At 54.9% G+C, this 17,945-nt stretch carries 20 protein-coding genes and 1 pseudogene; 7 read left to right on the forward strand and 14 right to left on the reverse strand.

All coding sequences use genetic code 11. The annotated features are described in order from the left end of the window. The first annotated feature begins 68 nt into the window (after positions 1-68). Positions 69-698 (forward strand): LysE family translocator, encoded by a 630-nt coding sequence (locus GSF01_RS04285; RefSeq protein WP_159881777.1) that lies wholly within the window; start codon positions 69-71, stop codon positions 696-698. A 170-nt stretch (positions 699-868) separates the two neighbouring features. On the opposite strand, the gene GSF01_RS29535 is transcribed toward GSF01_RS04285, so the two are convergent. The 8 genes from GSF01_RS29535 to GSF01_RS04330 form a co-directional block, all read right to left on the reverse strand. Continuing rightward, positions 869-1,948, reverse strand: a complete 1,080-nt coding sequence (locus GSF01_RS29535; protein WP_235941275.1) for a response regulator — start codon at positions 1,946-1,948, stop codon at positions 869-871. Next, positions 1,926-3,215 (reverse strand): sensor histidine kinase, encoded by a 1,290-nt coding sequence (locus tag GSF01_RS04300; RefSeq protein WP_159881854.1) that lies wholly within the window; start codon positions 3,213-3,215, stop codon positions 1,926-1,928. Before GSF01_RS04300 ends, GSF01_RS29535 begins: the two co-directional genes overlap by 23 nt. A gap of 97 nt (positions 3,216-3,312) precedes the next feature. Further along, positions 3,313-3,963, reverse strand: a complete 651-nt coding sequence (locus GSF01_RS04305) for an amino acid ABC transporter permease (RefSeq protein ID WP_159881778.1) — start codon at positions 3,961-3,963, stop codon at positions 3,313-3,315. Between the two features lie 12 nt (positions 3,964-3,975). Then, positions 3,976-4,629: an amino acid ABC transporter permease gene (locus GSF01_RS04310; RefSeq protein WP_159881779.1), complete on the reverse strand. Its 654-nt coding sequence runs from the start codon at positions 4,627-4,629 to the stop codon at positions 3,976-3,978. A 21-nt stretch (positions 4,630-4,650) separates the two neighbouring features. Next, positions 4,651-5,505, reverse strand: a complete 855-nt coding sequence (locus GSF01_RS04315; protein ID WP_159881780.1) for a transporter substrate-binding domain-containing protein — start codon at positions 5,503-5,505, stop codon at positions 4,651-4,653. A 34-nt stretch (positions 5,506-5,539) separates the two neighbouring features. Then, positions 5,540-6,268: an amino acid ABC transporter ATP-binding protein gene (locus GSF01_RS04320; RefSeq protein ID WP_159881781.1), complete on the reverse strand. Its 729-nt coding sequence runs from the start codon at positions 6,266-6,268 to the stop codon at positions 5,540-5,542. A 164-nt stretch (positions 6,269-6,432) separates the two neighbouring features. Next, the gene (locus GSF01_RS04325) at positions 6,433-7,005 is read right to left on the reverse strand and encodes a DJ-1/PfpI family protein (protein WP_159881782.1); all 573 of its coding nucleotides are present in this window, start codon (positions 7,003-7,005) and stop codon (positions 6,433-6,435) included. A gap of 9 nt (positions 7,006-7,014) precedes the next feature. Further along, the gene (locus GSF01_RS04330) at positions 7,015-7,953 is read right to left on the reverse strand and encodes an alpha/beta fold hydrolase (RefSeq protein WP_159881783.1); all 939 of its coding nucleotides are present in this window, start codon (positions 7,951-7,953) and stop codon (positions 7,015-7,017) included. Between the two features lie 242 nt (positions 7,954-8,195). Here GSF01_RS04330 and GSF01_RS04335 point away from each other — a divergent pair, with 242 nt between their 5' ends. Together GSF01_RS04335 and GSF01_RS04340 are read left to right on the forward strand one after the other, a co-directional pair. Continuing rightward, the gene (locus GSF01_RS04335) at positions 8,196-8,696 is read left to right on the forward strand and encodes a dihydrofolate reductase (protein WP_159881855.1); all 501 of its coding nucleotides are present in this window, start codon (positions 8,196-8,198) and stop codon (positions 8,694-8,696) included. 11 nt (positions 8,697-8,707) lie between these two features. Next, positions 8,708-9,313, forward strand: a complete 606-nt coding sequence (locus GSF01_RS04340; protein ID WP_159881784.1) for a pentapeptide repeat-containing protein — start codon at positions 8,708-8,710, stop codon at positions 9,311-9,313. 143 nt (positions 9,314-9,456) lie between these two features. Here the strand turns inward: GSF01_RS04340 and GSF01_RS04345 are convergent, their stop codons facing one another. Next, entirely contained in the window at positions 9,457-10,479 is a 1,023-nt protein-coding gene (locus GSF01_RS04345) for a zinc-binding alcohol dehydrogenase family protein (protein ID WP_159881785.1), read from the reverse strand. Between the two features lie 45 nt (positions 10,480-10,524). After that, positions 10,525-11,376, reverse strand: coding sequence for an amidohydrolase family protein (locus GSF01_RS04350; RefSeq protein ID WP_159881786.1), 852 nt, complete (start codon positions 11,374-11,376; stop codon positions 10,525-10,527). 145 nt (positions 11,377-11,521) lie between these two features. Here GSF01_RS04350 and GSF01_RS04355 point away from each other — a divergent pair, with 145 nt between their 5' ends. Together GSF01_RS04355 and GSF01_RS04360 are read left to right on the forward strand one after the other, a co-directional pair. After that, positions 11,522-12,433: a helix-turn-helix domain-containing protein gene (locus GSF01_RS04355; protein ID WP_159881787.1), complete on the forward strand. Its 912-nt coding sequence runs from the start codon at positions 11,522-11,524 to the stop codon at positions 12,431-12,433. A 42-nt stretch (positions 12,434-12,475) separates the two neighbouring features. Further along, a complete protein-coding gene (locus GSF01_RS04360) occupies positions 12,476-12,943 on the forward strand; it encodes a MarR family winged helix-turn-helix transcriptional regulator (RefSeq protein ID WP_159881788.1) in 468 nt (155 codons plus the stop codon). Between the two features lie 54 nt (positions 12,944-12,997). Here GSF01_RS04360 and GSF01_RS04365 read toward each other — a convergent pair whose 3' ends face one another. Then, positions 12,998-13,888 carry an NAD-dependent epimerase/dehydratase family protein gene (locus tag GSF01_RS04365; protein WP_159881789.1) on the reverse strand — a complete coding sequence of 297 codons (891 nt, stop codon included), beginning with the start codon at positions 13,886-13,888 and terminating at the stop codon, positions 12,998-13,000. A 547-nt stretch (positions 13,889-14,435) separates the two neighbouring features. Here GSF01_RS04365 and GSF01_RS04370 point away from each other — a divergent pair. Further along, positions 14,436-15,159 (forward strand): annotated as a pseudogene (locus GSF01_RS04370) (NAD-dependent epimerase/dehydratase family protein). Between the two features lie 102 nt (positions 15,160-15,261). On the opposite strand, the gene GSF01_RS04375 reads toward GSF01_RS04370, so the two are convergent. Beyond that, positions 15,262-15,801, reverse strand: a complete 540-nt coding sequence (locus tag GSF01_RS04375) for an NAD(P)H-dependent oxidoreductase (RefSeq protein WP_159881790.1) — start codon at positions 15,799-15,801, stop codon at positions 15,262-15,264. A 224-nt stretch (positions 15,802-16,025) separates the two neighbouring features. On the opposite strand from GSF01_RS04375, the gene GSF01_RS04380 reads away from it, so the two are divergent. Further along, the gene (locus GSF01_RS04380) at positions 16,026-16,397 is read left to right on the forward strand and encodes a winged helix-turn-helix transcriptional regulator (protein WP_159881791.1); all 372 of its coding nucleotides are present in this window, start codon (positions 16,026-16,028) and stop codon (positions 16,395-16,397) included. Positions 16,398-16,510: 113 nt separating this feature from the next. Here GSF01_RS04380 and GSF01_RS04385 read toward each other — a convergent pair whose 3' ends face one another. After that, positions 16,511-17,248 (reverse strand): nucleoside phosphorylase, encoded by a 738-nt coding sequence (locus GSF01_RS04385; RefSeq protein WP_159881792.1) that lies wholly within the window; start codon positions 17,246-17,248, stop codon positions 16,511-16,513. Position 17,249: 1 nt separating this feature from the next. Then, positions 17,250-17,912 (reverse strand): sulfite oxidase-like oxidoreductase, encoded by a 663-nt coding sequence (locus GSF01_RS04390; protein WP_159881856.1) that lies wholly within the window; start codon positions 17,910-17,912, stop codon positions 17,250-17,252. Between the last annotated feature and the right edge of the window lie 33 nt (positions 17,913-17,945).

The following is a 17,945-nucleotide window of genomic DNA, read 5'->3' on the forward strand; positions in this document are numbered from 1 at the left end:
CCGGGGAGCAAGCCGGCGACATACGGGCCGATAGACGGCACGCTGCTCTACTTCGGGAGGTTGCCTAGATGCTCAGTACCTTTCTCACCTATATCGTTCTCGGACTATCCATGTCTGCTCCCATCGGACCGATCAATGCCGCCCAGCTGGACCAGGGACTGCGCTACGGCTTCTGGCATGCCTGGGCCGTCGGCTTCGGCGGTTTATTTGCCGATATTCTCTATATGGCGCTGGTGTATATGGGGGTTGCGCATGTTATAGAAACCCCGCTCGCACAGCTTGGGCTTTGGCTGTTCGGCAGCGTGGTCTTGTTCTACATGGGCGCGGAGGCGCTGCTGGCCGCCGGCAAGCCCGTCGAAGCATCCGGCCATGGAGAGAGCAGCATACGCCGATCCCTCGCGACCGGCTTCCTCATGTCGGTATCCAGCCCGCTTACCATTCTGTTCTGGCTGGGCATCTTCGGCTCCGTCCTTGCCAAAACCTTCTCGACCCTGGACACGCAGTCACTGCTGCTGCACAGCGCGGCCATCGTGTTCGGCATTGTGCTGTGGGATGTCGTGATGGCCCTGGCGGCCAGCGTCTTCCGCAAGCGGTTGTCGGCGAGGGCTATCTTCGTCATTTCGGTCGTATCTGGCAGCTCGCTGATCGCTTATGCCCTTTATTTCTCCCTGACCGCTGCGCGCGTCATATTCGGGTAGTCCAAGCGTCAGAGCCTGCTGCAAGCCGAATAAAACTGGCCTGCTCTTCCTCCGATCGTCCGATCGATAGAAATTAGCCGGACGCACGGCAATGAGCCGTCAGCCGCAACAGCGGCCTGACGGCTCCTTAGCATCCTGCTAACACTGGATAAGATACCGGAGTTAGAGCTCTATCCGGCTTGTATCTCCATATAGAACACGGACAAAAATTTGCGCACGTTGATGCGGCACTTGGTCGTCTTCTCCTCTTGTTCGAGCTCCTGCATCCTGACCCGCACCTCTTGAAAATCAAACAAACGCGGGGCAAAATGCTCGAAGGTGGGATTGCCGTAATCCGATAAACCAAGCGAGGATAGATGCGTAAATGCCTGCAGCACCATCCGCCGAATCCGCTGCTCCATCGCGCGAACCTCGCGCTGAAGCTCCGCTTGTCCGCAGGCCTGATCCCGAGGCCCTACCGCGCTTTGCCAGGTTTCCGCGTCAACCCCACGACCGCCATTCTCTGGGGACGAGCGGGCCTCGTCACCTGCGCTTCCGCTTCCTGTGTGAGCGCCGTTCCAGCTGTTCAGCTTCTGCAGCGTCTGGGCGTACAGCTCCTTCAGCTGGAGGTCGTACAGCAATTCGCCGCCCCGCTCCTCCTGCCGAAGCCACTGCATGATCATCAATAGATCCGGCGCCCCGGCTTCGCCGGCGATGCCGAGCTGAAGCATCAGCTGCTTGACCTTCTGCTCCAGCGCATGATGCTCATAGTCGCTATAGCTGTAGCCGCTGCCGCCCGGAGCGTTTATCTGGCCGTCCGACACCGAGACAGCGCTCTTCGGCTGCTCCAGTCCCCCGTCAAGAAGCTGCAGCGACTTGCGGATCGAATGGAGGGAGGCCGCCAGCGAGATATGGTTGGCGACGCGCTTCAATACGGACAGTACTTCCAGCCGGTTGATCGGCTTCTGAATAAAGGTGTCGATGCCCTGCTGGTATGCCTCGCCGATCATCTCCTTGTTCTCTACCTGGGAGATCATGATATAGCGGCCGGCGAAGCCGCCCGCCTGCAGCTTGCGAATCGTCTGGATGCCGTCCATGCCGGGCATCAGAAGATCGATCAGCACGACATCCACCCCGTACAGCTGATCGCAAGAGACGCGTTCGCCGTCGTCCGCCTGGCCGGCCACTTCGCCAAGTCCGCTTTCGTTAATGATTCGCTCCAGCATGCGCCGTACTACGGCATCGTCTTCAATCAGGAAGAATCGGAGCATGTACGTAACCCTCCTTCTTCAATAATCGATTGGTCGGCACCTTGACCTCGAAGCATGTTCCGCGCTCGTTCGGCACGATCTCGATCTGGCCCTCCAGGTTGTGAACAATGCCCCGGGCATGAGTTAAACCGATGCCCGTCGAGGCATTCCCTTCCGTGTCATACTTCGTCGTATACCCGGATTGGAATACCCAGTCCTGCTCTTCCGCAGGAATCCCCGGACCGTCGTCTATTACCCGAAATACGAGGTTTCGACCCTCCAGGCGCACCTGCAGCTCCACCCTTCCTCTTGGCCCGCCGGCCTCTACCGCATTGGCCACCAGATTGTTCAGCACGGACAGCAGCTCGTAGATTTGCGAGGTGACCAGATCGACGTCGCATGATTCGCGAAACTCGATGCGCTTGCCGATCATCTCAGCGTACTTGCGGTTCGTGTTCATGACAAGCTGGCAGAGCTCGCCGATGGAGATGCGCGCGGCCAATCCTTCCTGGTTCATCAGCTTGGACAGTCCGGCCAATATGCGCTGGGAGTCCTTCTTTACCTCATGCACATGCTCGGCAACGCGCAGCGCGACAGGGGCATCCGGGTGCTTGCCCTCGCCCAGCCGCCTGTACAGCTGGTAGCTCACTCTCGTAATCTCCTCGAGAAGCGCCATCGACTTGCGCAGATAGAAAGCTTCCTCGTACAAATTCGTATTGATCATCCTCAGCCGCTCCAGCTCCTGCTGGCGAAACTCTCCGACGGCACGGACTTGCCGGATGGAAAAATTATTGAACAGTCCGACGACGAACAAGCTGCGCAGCGACCCGAACAGCAAGAGCAGCGAAAGACTTTGCCAGGTCGGAGAGATGCTGTCTCCAAGCGCATGCCTCACCAACAGCTCGATAAGATTCGATCCGAAATCGATCGCCGTCCCGATCAATCCCACCCGAAACGGATATTCCAAATGGCTGCGCGCGCGGCTCAGATGCAGCAGCAGCGTAAAGCTGAGATAGTAGACGGCTGAGGGCATATGAACATGCAGAGCGTCCCGCAGCTCGATTCCGTATATCAGCGTATCGAAGCCTGTGCGAAAGCACAGGATGAACGCGCCCGTCAGCAGTCCTGTTGGGATGACTGGCACCGAGCGGAACCAGAGCAGTCCGAAGAAAAAGGCAGCGATCCCGAGCGAGAAGCGGAAGGAGCCGCCGAACGGATTGACCTTCATTTCACCGAAAAACGCCGTTGCCAACATAATGACTCCGATAATAAACAGCCGCTCCCGCACCTTGTCCCTCTTCTCCTGGTATTGAGGCTTCATAGAAATAAAGGAAGATCCCCACTTCTATTTTACTAGAAGTTGGCGATCTTTAGCTCCTGAAAATTCAGGAAGTCCTCTTCTCCAGCCTGCGCGACAGGACGGACAGCGCATAATTGACGGCAAAGTACATGATGGCGACGGCGGCGAATATCGGGATGACATAGTTAACATTGCGTCCGTTGATAATCTGGGCATGGTTCATCAGCTCCGGCAGCGCGATGACGACGGCCAGCGACGTATCCTTCAACAGAGAGATAAACTGGCTGACGAGCGGCGGCACCATCCGGCGCAGTGCCTGCGGCAGGATGATATGGCCCAGAGTTTGCATGTAGGTGAGGCCCGACGAGCGGGCCGCTTCGATCTGTCCCTTGTCCACGGACTTCAGCCCGCTTCGCACGATCTCCGAAATCATCGCCGATTCGAAGATGACGAGCGCCAGAATGGCGGCAAACATTTTTTCCAGTTTGAAGCCGATCTCCGGCAGGGCGAAATAAGTGAAGAAGATGATCAGCAGCAGCGGCAGGTTCCGGACCGTCTCCACGGCCAGCACGACCAGCCAGGAGATGACGGGAATGTTTGCGAAGCGGATCACGCCCAGCACCACGCCTATGAGGAAGCTGAACACAATCGCGTAGAAGGCTACCTCCAGCGTCACCCCGAAGCCCTGCAGCAAAAACCTCAAATGATCGGGAGAATACGCGCCAATAAAGTCCATCTGTCTCCCCCCTTAACGGTTAATCTCCAGGCGGCGCTCCAAGTAGCCGACCAGCAGGCTTAGCGGAATCGTAAGCATGAGATAAAACAAACCGACGAAAATATAGACGTCGAAGGTAATGAAGGTCTGGGTCGAAACGATATCCCCGAAATACATCAGGTCGAGACCTGCGATAACGCCGAGGATGGAAGAATTTTTAACGAGATTAATGAACTGGTTGCCGATCGGAGGGATCACAATCTTGATCGCCTGCGGCAAAATGACGTGTACCATCGCCTGGATGTAGGTCAGGCCCGACGAGCGGGCCGCCTCCATCTGTCCCTTGGGCACCGAGAGGATGCCCGCGCGGACCGTCTCTGCAATAAAGGCCGCCGTATACACGGTCAACCCGAGTGTCCCTGCGGTGAACGGATCAAGCAGGATACCGAGAACCGGCAGTCCGATGAAAAAGAGGAAGACCACGAGAATTAACGGAATATTGCGGATGAATTCCACGTAAGCCGCTCCGATCGCGTTCAGCACCCGATAAGGCGAGATGCGGAACACAGCCAGCACCGTACCGAGCAAAAAGCTGCCGATTAGCGCGAGTACGCTTGCCTTGACCGTGTTGCCGAATCCTTCCGCATACATCCCCCAATGCTCTGTCAGCACGGTTAGATCAAGCATGCGCCATAGCTCCCTTCCGCGTTACTTTTTGGGCTTGCTGCCGATCCATTTCTCATAAAGCTTGTCATACTCCCCATTCGCCTTCAGTTCCTTCAACGTGTCGTTCACGGCTTTCACGAACTCCTCGTCGCCTTTCTTGATCGCAATGCCGTATGGCTCCTCCGTAAAGGCGCCTTCCGTCACGCGGAAGTTCGGATCCTGCTTCGCCATGCCGTAGAGCAGGGCATTATCCGTCGTCAAGGCGTCGCCTTGGCCTGCCTTCAGCGCCGTGAAGGCTTCGGCGTAGTTTTCGAACTCAAGCACCGTTGCTTCCGGCGCTTTCTCTCGAATATTCGCTGCCGACGTGGAGCCCTTGGCCGTTACAACCTTGGTGCCTTTCTTGATATCCGCAATCGACTGGATCGGGCTGTCCTTCTTCACTAGGAAGGACTGACCGGCCATGAAATAAATATCCGAGAAATCTACTTCTTTCTTGCGTTCCTCCGTTACGGTCATCGTGGCAATGATGGCATCAATCTCGCCATTGCGCAGCATCGGGATACGTGTCTTGGACGTAACCTCCTTCAGCTCGATCTTGTTTTCATCGCCCAGCACCTTCTTCGCGATCGCCTTGGCGATGTCGATATCGAAGCCTTCGACCTTGCCGGTGCCCGGGTCCTTCAACCCGAACAGGTTGAGGTCGTACTTGACGCCGACTACGAACTTGTCCCGCTTCTTGATCTCGCCCAGCGTGCCGGACGCCGAGGCCGCAGGCAGGCTCTCTCCCGGTTTACCGGTCGCCGCCGGCTCCGTGCGCGTACAGGCCGTAAGCGCCGTTGCTCCCAGAAGTACCGCGAGTCCTAATCCAGCCATGCTTTTCCATGTTTTCTTCTTCATGCTTCATCCATCCTTTGTCCTGTTATAGGGAAGCTTAATGATTCAGAATGCGGCTGAGGAATAAGCGAGCCCGCTCCTCGCGCGGCTCGGCATAGAAATCGCTCGGATGAGCTTCCTCCAGGATGCGGCCCTGATCCATAAACACGATCCGATCCGCAACCTCGCGGGCAAAGCCCATCTCATGAGTGACGACAACCATCGTCATCCCCTCTTTAGCAAGCGCTTTCATGATATCCAGCACTTCTCCGATGGTTTCCGGATCGAGTGCGGACGTGGGCTCGTCGAACAGCATAACCTTAGGCTTCATGGCTAGGCCCCTGGCGATGGCTACCCGCTGCTGCTGGCCCCCGGACAGCTGGGAAGGATAGCTGGACGCCTTGTCGGCAATGCCGACCTTTTGGAGATAGAGCATGGCCGTCTCCTTCGCTTCCGCCTCCGAAATCCCGAGCACCTTCATCGGGGCCAGCGTAATGTTGTTCAGCACCGTCTTATGCGGGTAGAGATTGAAGTGCTGGAACACCATGCCGATTTCCCTGCGAAGCTTGTTGAGATCGGTGCTGCGGTCGCTCACCTTAATGCCATCCACAATCAGCTCGCCGCTGGTGATCGTCTCCAGCTGATTAATGCAGCGGACCAGCGTGCTTTTGCCCGAGCCCGAGGGACCGATGACCACTACCACTTCTCCTGAATTGATGTGCAGATTAATGTCCTTCAGCACGTGGAAGCTGCCGTAATGCTTTTGCACCTGATGAAAGCTGATCAACCGCTCCCCCTCCTTTATGGCCATTCAATGACAGTTTGTTGAACGTTTTGTGAAGTCATTGTAAATCCCAGCCTACCGGTTTCTACCGAAAACGACGAAAGAATATTCTGATTATTTCTTCGTGCATGCAAAAAGGAGGCTTACGCCTCCCTCCCTGTATCGACTTATCTGTCCATAATATCTTTAAACAACTGCTCTTTTTCCGCTTGCTGACCGTGATAAACATCCAGATAATCGAAGAGCTCGAACGAAAAATCAACAAATGCCCGCCCCTTGGCCGTAATTACGTGACCGTCTCTAACGACCCGCTGATCCCGTTCATTCTCGCGCGGGAATGGGTCCTGTACGCCTAACTGACGGATTCGCTCGACCGAGCAGGACGTGGTGAATTTTCTTTGATGCAAAATGCCCGCCCTTCCCAAGTACTGGGGCCCGTTGCATATGGCCGCCAGCAGCTTCTTCTCTTGATCCAGCTTCATGATGAATTCGGTCAGCTCGTCCGGCTGATTTCGAATCGGCCCGCCGGGGATAATCAGTCCTTCGATGTCATCCAGCTCCATAGCTTCACGGATCGTCAGCTGAGGCGCATAGAGCAGGCCGGACTCGCTCATAACAGGCACGTCCCGATAGCCGGCTGCCAAAACCTCTTTTTTCCCGACATTTCGGATCTTATGAAAAGCCAGGGTGATCTCAAAATCAGCGAAATCCTCGGAAATCCAGCAAATGATCTTGCCCATTATGTACTCTCACTCCTCCTTAGCGTCAAGCATGTCCAGGATTTTAGTAATTACGGCTTCTTTGTTAGACCAATGAATATAGTGCTGGGATTGGGGCAGCGTCTCCTGATAGCTATCGTTCGACCAATGCAAAAGCTGCTGCTGTACCTTCTCCCAGGACTTGCCGCTATCCGATGATAGAATGACTAAAGGAATATCCTTTAAATATCCTCTATCCATAACTAGCTGAGCATTTTCGCTCATGTTTTTTATAAAGCTCAGATTGCCAGACTCTCCCAGATGCTTGTAGAACATGGCGGCGTCTAAAGCTTTGACTTCGTTAGGAAGCCGCTCATAACGCAGATTTTCCCCTGTAAATGGAAGTAAGAGGCCGGCATTCCCCAATGCTCGGGCCACCCCCGTCACTCGCAATCCCGCCATCACTCTATTAATGAAATATGACTTCATTTCGGATTCATGTGCATAATATTCGGGACTTCCGCCATCCAATACTAAGATGCCTTGGACTTCACTCGGATAGGTTTGAGCATAATGGATAACTTCCAATGCTCCAAGGGAATGCCCTACCAAAATATAGGGCGGTGTTTCATTCGCTTTTTGAAGCAGCTCGTGCAGTTCTTCCACTAGGATATCGACGGTTCGAGGGATTTTTGTTGGCTCGCTCCAGCCAAATCCCGCACGGTCATAGCTTACCGTTCTTGCATAGGGCATTAGCTCGCTCTGCAGCTCATAATAATCGGTAAAAGCACTTGGCGTACCCGAGCCTGCCACGAAAACAAGGGTCGGTTTCCCTTCGCCCACCCCATATACATGCCTATCATGGGAATTTACGCTATAGATTTCTCCTTGCGGTAGAAACAATCGCGATTCTTTCTGAAGCATCATAGTTTGCCAAATAGCGCCGATGATCAGGAAGCTCGTTGCTAGGATAAGGGCTGCATGTTTCATGGCTCACCTCTGGTCTTCTTCTAATCGGATGCTGCTTTGAGAGGCATGCCTCCCTTTATTCTATAACATGAAGTCGCTATCCTGCCACTTGAACCAGCCTCACCATGCCCGCATAACGGATAAATTTCGACCGCCAAGCTGTCCATTCCAAGTCGTTAATGGTATGTTTAAGTAACGGCTCGCTAGTGATACGGGCGTGGATTTCCTTCTCCAGTAAAATCCTAGTATGGAGTGTGAGTATGCTGCATATATCCCTCGTTGCCGCCATGGGCACCAATCGAGTTATCGGAAACAACAATACCATCCCGTGGAGATTGCCTAAGGAACAAGCCTACGTGAGGAAATTAACGATGGGCAAGCCGCTGATCATGGGCCGGAAAAATTACGAATCCATCGGCAGACCGCTGGACGGAAGGCGTACAATCATCGTTACCAGAAACCGGGACTATGCAGCGCCCGGCTGTACGGTTGTGCATTCGCCTGAGGCCGCGCTTGCGGCTTGCCGGGAGGACAAGGAGGTCATCATATTCGGCGGGGAGGATATTTATCGTCATTTTCTGCCAATCGCGCACACCCTTTATCTCACCCGGATCGACCATGATTTCGAAGGCGATACCTTCTTTCCGGAAGTGGATCTGTCCAAGTGGACGGAAACCTCCGTCGAACAAGGGGTGACGGATGCGGACAATCCGTATACGTATTATTATCATGTGTATACAAGAGGAGCAGATCTAGCAAACTAGGGGAGGATACGATGTTTCAGCAAATCGACCAACACTATAAGGCCGTCTCGTATAACGGACGGGATTTAAGAGACGGCGAGCTTATTCGCTGTACCTTTGAACGCTGCACATTTGTGAACGCTTCGTTAGAGGAGATTACGACGAGCAGCTGTCGTTTCATCGAATGCGATTTTCGCGGCGCTTCCTTGAATGCTTCGACTCACATGGAATCCGCCTTTGAAAACTGCCATTTCGGCGAGGCCAATCTGTTCGTCTCGACTTTCAACACTTGTAAAATGACAGGCTCGGATTTTTCAGGCGCAAATATGGACGGCATCACGCTTGTCCAAGGGGATTGGTCCTACACGAATCTAAGTCATACCAGATTGGAAAAACAGGATTTGCGCAGAGTGCGCTTCTACGAGGCGGATCTGTCCAATGCTAACTTAACCAAAGCGGATCTTAGGGATTGCGACCTCTCCCGGGCAGCCTTGGATAACGCCAAGCTTCAGGGGGCGGATTTGCGCGGCGCTCAAATGGACGGGGTCAACTTTAAAACCCTCGCGGTCACCGGCGCACGGATGGACCGGGAACAGGCTGCCCTGTTCTTGCGCTCTTATGGCGCCAAGGTAGATTGAGTCCGGGTCCGCTACCGGAACTCCTATCATCTAGAACATACAAACCAGCCCGACGCCTTGCCGCGTACCGGACTGGTTTTTTTCTATGAAGAACCTCGATTAGGAGGGGTCAAGGCATGGTCTTGCGGCCGAATGCTCTCCCTTTATTCCAACTCTACCACGGCTTTGATCACCTTGGACTCCGGCTTCAGCCAATCCTCGAACCGCTCGATTACCTCATCGAAAGGAGCGCGGTGCGTGATAAACGCCTCCGCATCGACGAGCCCTTCGCGGAATGCCGCCATCACCTGCTCGAAGTCTTCGCGCGTTGCATTGCGGCTGCCCAGCAAAGTCAGCTCGCGTTTGTGAAAATCCGGGTCCGAGAAGGTGATATCCGCCTTCACAAGGCCGACATACACCAGCCTCCCGCCGTGCGCTGCATAGGAAAATGCCGTCGTCATAGACCGTGCGTTGCCGGTAGCGTCGAACACCACGGTCGGCAGCTCGCCGCCCGTCAGCGCTTCGAGCTGCTCCACCGGAGAGTGCAGCCCATTCATCGTATGATCGGTACGAGCCCACCTGCCGCAAAAATCGAGCCGCTCGTCATGGATATCCATCGCGATGACCCGCGCGCCTGCGCGCTTGGCCAGCAGCATAACCCCAAGTCCGATCGGCCCGGCTCCGATGACAAGCACGGTCTCGCCTTGGCGAAGCCCCGACCGGCGCACCGCATGCGCGCCGATGCTAAGCGGCTCCAGAATGGCCGCCTGGTCAAGGGTCAAGCCGTCCGTCACCAGCAAATGATCCGCCGGCACGGCGATACGCTCCCGCATCCCGCCGTCTGTATGTACACCGAGCACTTGCATATTCGTGCAGCAGTTGGTCTTGCCGTTGCGGCAAGCTATGCAGGCTCCGCATTCCAGATAAGGAATAACGGCTACCTGATCGCCGGGCCGCAGCCCGCGTACTTGATCGCCCACCTGCTCGACGATGCCGGACAGCTCATGTCCGAGCACACGCGGATAAGTGAAGAACGGCTGGTTGCCCCGGTAAGCATGCAGATCCGTACCACAGATTCCGATTCTGCGGATGCTGACGATGGCCTCGGCGGAGCCTGGAGCTAGCACGGGCTCGGGCAGTTCCACGGCCTTCAGTTGATTCCTTTCCTTGCATACGATGGCTTTCAACGCTTCAGCTCTCCTTTTCTCCGTTGGGATCGGAGCTCAGCCCCTTTATTCTTCGGCATATTTACGGATGCGATAAAACTCGGCGGCGTTCAACCCGAACAGCCGCGCCTTCTCCGCCTCGCCATATGAGGCGGGCAGCGCCTGCGTCAGCACATCGACCACTTGATCGTAGCTGGCGGCAAGCAGGCATACCGGCCAGTCGCTGCCGAACATGACCCGATCCGGACCGAAGCTATCCAGCGTATGGCGGATATAGGCGTTGAAGCTCTCTTGCTGCCACGACTCGTGGTCCGCTTCCGTCACCATCCCCGACAGCTTGACGTACAGCTTCGGATGCTTCGCCGCAAGCCCGGCCAGCTGGCTCGCCCACGGCTCCATGACCCCTTCCCGGATGCGGGGCTTGGCGATATGGTCGATGACTCCCCTAAGACCCGGAACCCGGTCGAGCAGCTGCACGACCGCATCCAGCTGATGCGACACGACCAGCAGATCGACCGGTACGTCCAGCCCGGCAAAGTAGGTTAGCGCTTCCACAACCTGCGGCTCCAGTACAGCGTAGGCGTCCGGCATATCCTGGATCATCAGCCGAAAGCCGACGTACTTCGGATGCCGGGCGCACAGCTCATAATGCCTGAGCCAGGAAGGCTGAGCCAGATCGAGCCAGCCGACGACCCCGGCGATCGAGTCCTCTTGTTCGCTAAGCGCAAGCAAATACTCCGTTTCTTCAAGCGTTGGCGCCGCCTGTACAAGAATCGTTTTATCCAGCCGATGCTGCTGCAGATGGGGCTTCAAATGTTCAGGCAAAAAATCACGGTACAGAACGGGAATCTCCGGCGTAATCCAGCCGTAGTCGCCGCGTTCGATCTTCCAGTAATGCTGATGTGCATCCAGGCGCATCGTCTACCCCTCCTCTTTCATCTCATCCTTTCATTCTATCAGCAAATTTACGCTTATAAATAGCGTGAATTTGCATCTTTATACTCGATTTTGATATATTCTAAGGAAGATTAATGCGGTTGGTAGAGGAGTGATGGCTTCCGCCATGAATCCTGTTCAGAAAACGTTCGACGCATCCTCTTCATTTCCATTCGCCTGCGTCTACCGCGACACGAAGCAGCAGCAAGCCGAGCTGCCGGATCACATTCACGATTGGTGCGAGCTGGTGTACGTTTATAGCGGCAAGGGCACCTTTTTCATTGATCAATCCTTCTATGAGATGAGTGCCGGCGACCTGTTTCTCATTCCCGGACATACGATCCATCGGGCTTTCCCCGACCAGGACGATCCGGTCACCTCGACGGCGATATTCTTCAGCCCGCAGCTTGTCACCCATCATTTCCCGGGCAATCCATTCTCCTATCTTACCGGATTTGAGCAGGCACGCAAGGACAGACGCTATAAGTGCGAGCAGCTTCCGCTGGCTCCTGCCGCGCTCGAAACAGTGCTGGACGATATTCAGGATGAATTGGTTACCGGTGAGTACGGCAACCGTCAAGCTATCCTGCTGCTGCTTCAGCGCCTGCTGCTCGCGATCGTGCGCAGCTGCCGGAAGTCCGACCCAGCGTCTAGGCGGCTGCCCCAGCAAGAGACGCTTATCGGGCCGTCCTGGATGAAGGAGATCCTTCACGATCTGGATGCCAAGCTGTCGGATAGCAAGCTTGGCCTCTCGGTGCTGGCCGACCGGGCATCCGTCTCCCCCGCTCATTTCTGCAGGACGTTCAAGCAGCTCACCGGCCTGAATGTTACGGAGTACTTGACGATGAAGCGGATGTTCAGGGCCAAGGAGCTGCTGCTACAGACGGACGCCAATATCAGCGATATCGCACCGATGTGCGGCTTCGACAGCCTGCCCCACTTCCATCGCATGTTCAAAAAAATAGTCGGAGAAACACCTGCCGTTTACCGGAGATCGCATGCGGCGGCGCAGGGAGTCGGGGATTTAACAGGGAAATAATCATACACGGGCATTATGCCTCTAGGAAAGGGACGATCTGGGATGACTTCAAACTCCTCAAAGCCGCAAGAAACTGATCTGGCCAAGGAGCTGGCGCAGCTGTTCGGTCAATACAAGCGAATCGGAAACGTTTTTCCGGCCTTTCAAGCTTTAAAGCAAAGCGAATCTCACATGCTGGCCAGCATCGTGTACCTATGCCCGCCAGGCTCGAGAGGTATCCGCGTCTCTGAGCTGAGCGCTCATCTCAACATCACCTCGGCCGCTGTCACCCATCTTATTACCGCATTGGAGCGCAGCGGCTATATCGAGCGGGCCGTAGAGCCGGCCGACCGACGGGCTGTGCTCGTAACGGCTACTGAGGCTGGCCATGCGCTGGTCGAGTCGAAGGAACAGGAGCTGCTCGCCAGCTTCCGCGACTTACGCGATTATCTGGGTACAGAAGACGCCCAGGAGCTGGTACGTCTGCTCTCCGCTTCGCTGCGCTTCCTGCAAAAGCAGCATAGAGCCTGACGGAAGCCCGTCAGGCTCTATACTATATAAATGCTATAGCTTCCAACACACGGACTAGCCGCTCCGATAGGAGCCCCTGCTCAGTTCATCGAGCAGGGAAGGAGCCTGGGCGCTCCATGCCAACAGCCGCTCGGCCTTCAAGCCCGATATGCGCTGGCTGATGCTGCCTGCCCAAGCAGCCGGCCCCATCCATTGCCCTGCCTCCTCTAGCGTCCATGACGTTGTCGAGTCCGGGTACCCTATTATCCCCCCTACTGCGGCAGCCAACTGTTTCATGGTAACGGCTTCCCGCGAACTCGCATTTAACAGCGTACCCGGCTCTGACAAGCGGAGCGCCTTACCCAGCAATTCGGCAAGATCCTCCACATGTATCGTAGACCAGGCCTGATTTCCCTCCCCGATATAGTAGGCCGCCTTCAGATGACGGGCGATTCGGAGCATCCCGCTTACGAGACCCCCTCCCCTCCCATAGACAAGAGAAGGCCGGACGACCACCGTTCGAATGTTTCGTTCGGCAGCAGCCAATACCACCTGCTCCTGATCGGCCTTCCATTGCAGAAACGGCAGCGGATCCAGTGGCGATTCCTCATGGACGGCCAGCTCCCCGGTATCGTTATAGATCAAGGTTCCGCTCGTATAGAGGAAGGCTTTGCCCGTGCCCGATAGAGCATCCAGCATCGTACGGACCGCCCACACATCCAACTGCTCGCAATCCGGCGTATGCGATATCGCCGCATGGAAGACGCCATCCGCCGCCTCAGCCCCTTCCCTTAGCACCAGATGATTCCCTAGATCCCCGATCAGCGGGGTATAGCCCAGCTTGCGCAGCTCTTCTGCTTGTTCCTCCGTTCGAACCAGACCGATGACCTCATGGCCTTGGGACAAAAAATGCTGCGCTGCGACAGAGCCGATATAACCCGTAATGCCCGTTATGAATATTTTCAAATGCAAACCTCCTGTGAATTAAGAAATGGATAACGTAAAGCCAATTATTTTATTAACTAACTAATTTATTTAATTATCTATATGGGTGTCCGTTTTGTCAATCCTTTCTTCCGAAAAGGTTCCCAGACGTGTGGTTTCGTCGGAAAAGATCTGTTTGTTGAACGGGCAGGATAGAGCAAAAAAGGTGATATGAAATAATGGTTGAATATAGTATTTATATATATTTGGTTAGATTTGTAAAAGGAAGGATAGGAGGAGCAGTCGGCGGGATTAGACATCCTGCATGGAAAGGAGAGGTATTATGAGCTCAAAAAAATCATCCTTGCCATACCCCTCTAATCACAGGCTCAACTAAAGACACTTCACTTTATAACGTTTCAAATAACCCTGATGAATTTCTAAAAGATGCAGCTATTGAAGGTATGTTGGGATCAATAAGTCAAAGGATCAACGATATCAATCATCTTATTGTTCAATTAGAACAGTAGGATGAATAAGGCCTGAATACAAGCAAAGACAGCCGCGGCTGCACTGGGAGGAACGGTTCATGAGAATTTTTGTCGCTGGAGCTACTGGAGCTGTCGGACGTTTCTTGCTTCCAAAATTGATTCGTGCAGGTCATGAAGTAATTGGAATCACGCATAGCGAGAGTAAGAAATCCATCATCGAGAATACGGGAGCAAAAGCCTTAGTCGCTGATGTCTTTGATTTCGAGGCAATACGATCAGCAGTAGATGAATCTCAGCCCGACGTTGTCATTCATCAATTGACTTCTTTGAGTAGTCGTAATTTTTCAGACAATACAAGGATACGGAGAGAAGTGGAAATCGACCATTGATGGCATATTGGCATTGGAAAATGCTGTAACGGAAATGCCGCAATATGTAATTTTACGCTATGGAATGTTCTATGGTCCGGGCACTTGGTACGAGCATAACGGATTCATGGCCGAACAAATTCATCAAAGGCAGGTTGCCGCAACCGAAGGGGTCACTTCTTTTCTTCATGTGGAGGATACCGCTGAGGCTGCACTTTTGGCCTTGCAATGGCCCTCTGGACCAGTGAACATCGTGGACGACGAGCCGGCCAGAGGAATTGACTGGCTCCCGGTTTATGCACAAGCCATAGGAGCACCTGTGCCTGAAGCTCTTACGAATAGCAACGCTTGGGAGCGAGGGGCATCGAACAGGAAGGCCCGTCTGGAATACGGCTGGAAACCGCTATATCCGACTTGGCGGACAGGCTTTACCGATTGTCTGAACAAGCCGTAATATGGTTCGATGTTCAGCGAACGGGAGCGGCGAAGCGCTTCATCCTTATAAGCGGGCGTTCCCCGTTACGCGTTGCGGCGTCACTTGGCGGTTGGTTAAGCTTTAAAGCACGAGGACTTCCAACTCCGATTGAATATATGCTGCATACCGCTGAGCCTCTTGCGACAAATAGGCATCCGTCCCCCGATCGGCGTTATAGGTGACGAATGAAGGGAGAAATATACCGTTGCAGCGGGTAATGGTGCTTTGGATCGGCCGCAGTAATTCATCAACCGTGAACCAGTTGTCACCACCAGCACGGTATCCGTTTTCCGAGCCGCCCGTCGTCGTAGCGACGATAAATGATTTACCTTTCAGATGGTCTCCGCCCGATCCGAAAGCCCAGCCGTACGTAAATACGTCGTCAAACCACTTTTTCAAAAGCGGCGGGCAGCTGTACCAGTAGAAGGGAAACTGAAAAACGATCCGATCATGCTCCAGCAACAATTGCTGTTCCTTCTCCACATCAATCCGCCAGTCGGGGTATGCTTGGTACAAATCGCGGACATAAATACCGCCATGGCGGGCAAGCTCTTGCGTAAACGTCCGGCTGGCGCGCGATTTTTTCAGGTTCGGGTGGGCCGCAATCACCATCATGTTCATGTTCATCTTCCTCTCAATCTGTATTCGTCATGGACACCCCCCATTATGATTTGGAATCTTGCGGTTGAAAAGTACGCATTTTATTCGTACTTAGTCCTGTCGAGCGTACGTTAGACGTCGCTTGGCCTGCTGTGTCGGTATCCTAAACCGTACCAAGTACGAAAATTGGTAGTACTGTTTCAAATCCGCATTCTCTGTTACAGTAAAGATAAGGGAGTGAGGACATGAGAGGGAGCACGCACGAACCGAATACGACGCAAGGAATTTCGGCGACGCTGCAGGTGATCGGGGGCAAATGGAAGCCGCTCATCCTGTTCATTTTGTTGAATCAGGGAACCAAACGGTTCGGGGAGCTGCGGCGATTGCTACCGAACGTTACGCAGGGCATGCTGACGAATCAGCTCCGCGAGCTGGAGCAGGACGGGATGGTCGTACGCAAGGTGTATCAGGAAATTCCGCCGAAGGTCGAATATTATTTGTCCGAGCACGGACAATCGTTAAGCGGCGTGCTGATCGACATGTGCGGCTGGGGCTTTAAGCATATCGATTACATGAATGAAGCCGGTAGACCCGACAAGGCAAAAGAAAAGGCATGAACCCGGTACAATACCGAACTCATGCCCAACAAAGGCGCCTGACGAATAATCGCTCTGGCTGGCCCTCTCTCCTATGATTCCACGGCGGCCAGATGGCCAGACGGGCAGACCGCCTAGGCCGTTCCGCTCTTGCCCGCCAGCCGGACGATAGCCTCGATCGCCGCCGCGATCTCGCGTTCGACGGCTTTGGCTACCGCATCCGTATGCGGATCGTATACTTCCTTCAGATCCGCGTCGGCATAGCCGTCCAAGGCGACGATCGCTCCGGCCCTCGCCCCGCGTAAGGACGCGATCACGTACAGCGCCGCGATCTCCATCTCGACGGCGAGTACGCCCGCGCGCTTGTACTTCTGATGCGGAAACTCCTCGACGCCCATGAAGAAAGCATCCATCGTCAGCGTAATCCCCCGGCCGACGACACCGCCGCCTTCCGAGGCCGCTTCATAAAGCGCTTGGGTCACCTCGGCATCCGCCACGGCGGGGAAGCCGGGCGGCACAAGCTGGCGCGTCAAACCTTCCTCGCGCACGGCCGCCGTACTGACGACGAGGCTGCCCGTCGGCAGCTCGGCATGATAAGAGCCGGCCGTACCGACGCGGATCAGCGTCTTGACGCCGCCCTTGATCAGCTCCTCGAAGCAGACAGCCGCGCCCGGCGAACCTACGCCATGGCTCGTTACGGTGATGGGTACGCCGGATGCCTCTCCGACAAACGTGCGGTATTCCCGGCTAAAGGCAAGCTCCCGGACGTTGTCCAGCTTGCTCGCAATCGCCTCGGCCCTAAACGGATCGCCGCAGACGATCGCATAGGGCGTAAGCTCTTCAGCATGAACTTGCAGGATTGGCAATAGCATCCTAATCAAACTCCTTCTTCTCCCATTCGTCTTCCGGTATCGGCAGCGCCTCGCCCGAGAAGCGCTGCTCCTCGAACGGATCGGCCACATTGTGGAACCCGTTCCGCTCCCAGAAGCCCTCGCGGTCCTCCGTCATAAACTCGATACCCCTGAGCCACTTGGCGCTTTTCCAGAAGTAACGATGCGGCACGATCAGACGCAAAGGCCAGCCATGCTTAGGGCTAAGCGGCTTTCCTTCATACTTCAACGCCAGTAAAATATCGTCGCCGAGCAGCTCGTCGAGCGCTATATTCGTCTCGTAGTCCTGATCCGCATGCAGCATCACATAGCGGCCCAAGGGCTTAATATTCATCAGCTTCAGAAAATCCCGGAACAAGATGCCTTCCCACACCGTGTCCAGCTTGGACCAGCGCGTGACGCAGTGGATGTCGCAGACGAGCTGCGTTTGCGGTAGAGCGAGCAGATCGTCGAACCGAAGCAGCCGCTCCTCCTCGACCGCGCCGAACACCCGAAGGCTCCATTCATTTAGGTCGTATTCCGGAACCTCTCCCTCATGCAGGATAGGGAACCGCTCCGTCACAATTTGACCCGGGGGCACCCGGTGCGCGAGCGCCTTATCGACGACAGGTACCCGCATCTGCTTGATCCGGTCGGCTTTCGCCATTTTCTTCGATCCCTCTGTCATTACGTGTTCTCT

It is taken from the genome of Paenibacillus puerhi, assembly GCF_009846885.1.
Lineage (GTDB): Bacteria > Bacillota > Bacilli > Paenibacillales > NBRC-103111 > Paenibacillus_G > Paenibacillus_G puerhi.